Consider the following 2,997-nt stretch of genomic DNA (forward strand, 5'->3'; position numbering starts at 1 on the left):
TTTGGGGTGGTGGGGGTTGATGTTTTTCGATGGAGAGTTTGATCCTGGCTCAGGACGAACGCTGGCGGCGTGCTTAACACATGCAAGTCGAGCGGAAAGGCCACTTCGGTGGTACTCGAGCGGCGAACGGGTGAGTAACACGTGAGTAATCTGCCCCTGGCTTTGGGATAGCCACCGGAAACGGTGATTAATACCGGATACGACAACTTCTCGCATGGGATGGTTGTGGAAAGTTTTTCGGCCAGGGATGTGCTCGCGGCCTATCAGCTTGATGGTGAGGTAATGGCTCACCATGGCTTCGACGGGTAGCCGGCCTGAGAGGGTGACCGGTCACACTGGGACTGAGACACGGCCCAGACTCCTACGGGAGGCAGCAGTGGGGAATATTGGACAATGGGCGGAAGCCTGATCCAGCAACGCCGCGTGAGGGATGACGGCCTTCGGGTTGTAAACCTCTTTCGCCTGTGACGAAGCGCAAGTGACGGTAACAGGTAAAGAAGCACCGGCCAACTACGTGCCAGCAGCCGCGGTAATACGTAGGGTGCGAGCGTTGTCCGGAATTATTGGGCGTAAAGGGCTCGTAGGCGGTTTGTCGCGTCGGGAGTGAAAACCAGGTGCTTAACACCTGGCTTGCTTTCGATACGGGCAGACTAGAGGTATTCAGGGGAGAACGGAATTCCTGGTGTAGCGGTGAAATGCGCAGATATCAGGAGGAACACCGGTGGCGAAGGCGGTTCTCTGGGAATGACCTGACGCTGAGGAGCGAAAGTGTGGGGAGCGAACAGGATTAGATACCCTGGTAGTCCACACCGTAAACGTTGGGCGCTAGGTGTGGGGTCCATTCCACGGATTCCGTGCCGCAGCTAACGCATTAAGCGCCCCGCCTGGGGAGTACGGCCGCAAGGCTAAAACTCAAAGGAATTGACGGGGGCCCGCACAAGCGGCGGAGCATGCGGATTAATTCGATGCAACGCGAAGAACCTTACCTGGGTTTGACATACACCCTGCCGCTCCAGAGATGGGGCTTCTTTTGGGGGTGTACAGGTGGTGCATGGCTGTCGTCAGCTCGTGTCGTGAGATGTTGGGTTAAGTCCCGCAACGAGCGCAACCCTCGTTCTATGTTGCCAGCACGTAATGGTGGGGACTCATAGGAGACTGCCGGGGTCAACTCGGAGGAAGGTGGGGATGACGTCAAGTCATCATGCCCCTTATGTCCAGGGCTTCACGCATGCTACAATGGCCGGTACAAAGGGCTGCGATCCCGTAAGGGGGAGCGAATCCCAAAAAGCCGGTCTCAGTTCGGATTGGGGTCTGCAACTCGACCCCATGAAGTCGGAGTCGCTAGTAATCGCAGATCAGCAACGCTGCGGTGAATACGTTCCCGGGCCTTGTACACACCGCCCGTCACGTCACGAAAGTCGGCAACACCCGAAGCCGGTGGCCCAACCCTTGTGGAGGGAGCCGTCGAAGGTGGGGCTGGCGATTGGGACGAAGTCGTAACAAGGTAGCCGTACCGGAAGGTGCGGCTGGATCACCTCCTTTCTAAGGAGCACACACCCCGACCAGCGGCGAATGTTCGCTGGCGCATGGTGGTGTCTCACTAGTGGAACGTCGACTGTCAGGTGCGAGCTGTGCTCGTTGCCTGGTCATGGGCCTCACGTTGGTGGGGACGTGGTTGAACACACTGTTGGGTCCTGAAGGATCAGCCGTCAGGGGCAGGTCATGGGAGTGCGCTGCGTGAGTGGTGGGCTGTCGTGGGTCTGTTCCTGGGTTGGGCCTTGTTGGTTCCTCTCTTCGTCTGAGCTCTCCGTTGTGGGGGTGAGGGTGTTGGTGGGGTTGTTGTTTGAGATCTGCATAGTGGACGCGAGCATCTTCACGACCAGGACCCGTGGTTTTTCAACCGGTGGGTGTTGGTTGTGAGTGTGTAATTATTGTTCGGTCGTGGCCTGTTTCCTTACGGGTTGCGGCTTGAATGAGTCTGCCGGCGCATCCTTTGATTGGGGGTGTGTCGGGTGTTCTTTGGTTTTGTTTCTGGTTTTACGCAGCGTGTGTTGTTTTGACGTTGTTGAGACAAGCTATGAAGGGCACATGGTGGATGCCTTGGCATCAAGAGCCGATGAAGGACGTTGGAGCCTGCGATAAGCCCTGGGGAGTTGGCAACCAAGCTGTGATCCGGGGGTGTCCGAATGGGGAAACCCAGCACGAGTCATGTCGTGTTACCTGCACCTGAACACATAGGGTGTGTGGAGGGAACGTCGGGAAGTGAAACATCTCAGTACCGACAGGAAGAGAAAACAACAGTGATTCCGAGAGTAGTGGCGAGCGAAATCGGATGAGGCTAAACCGTGTCTGTGTGATACCCGGCAGGGGTTGCAGACGCGGGGTCGTGGGACCGCTCATCACGTGCTGCCGTGCGTGGAGGAAGTAAGAAACCTGTGTGGAAGTCGAAGTCGGTTGGAAAGCCGTACCGTAGAGGGTGATAGGCCCGTAGACGTAAAGCGCAGGCTTCCGAGCGTGTTCCCAAGTAACACGGAACCCCTGAAATTCCGTGTGAATCTGGCGGGACCACCCGTTAAGCCTAAATACTCCTTGATGACCGATAGCGGACAAGTACCGTGAGGGAAAGGTGAAAAGTACCCCTGGCGGGGAGTGAAATAGTACCTGAAACCGTGTGCCTACAATCCGTCGGAGCCTGACGCATCCTTGTGGTGTGGGTGGGTGACGGCGTGCCTTTTGAAGAATGAGCCTGCGAGTTTGCGGTGTGTTGCGAGGTTAACCCGTGTGGGGAAGCCGTAGCGAAAGCGAGTCCGAATAGGGCGTTTCAGTAGCGCGCTCAAGACCCGAAGCGAAGTGATCTATCCATGGGCAGGTTGAAGCGTCGGTAAGACGACGTGGAGGACCGAACCCACTTAGGTTGAAAACTGAGGGGATGACCTGTGGATAGGGGTGAAAGGCCAATCAAACTTCGTGATAGCTGGTTCTCCCCGAAATGCATTT

2 rRNA genes are annotated in these 2,997 nt (G+C 56.7%); both read left to right on the forward strand.

What is annotated here, in order from left to right:
- The first annotated feature begins 26 nt into the window (after positions 1–26).
- Positions 27–1,542: ribosomal RNA gene (locus tag Q1B24_RS21710) — 16S ribosomal RNA — on the forward strand.
- Between the two features lie 526 nt (positions 1,543–2,068).
- Positions 2,069–2,997: ribosomal RNA gene (locus Q1B24_RS21715) — 23S ribosomal RNA — on the forward strand; the annotation flags it as partial.

It is taken from the genome of uncultured Nocardioides sp., from assembly GCF_947488025.1.
Lineage (GTDB): Bacteria > Actinomycetota > Actinomycetes > Propionibacteriales > Nocardioidaceae > Nocardioides.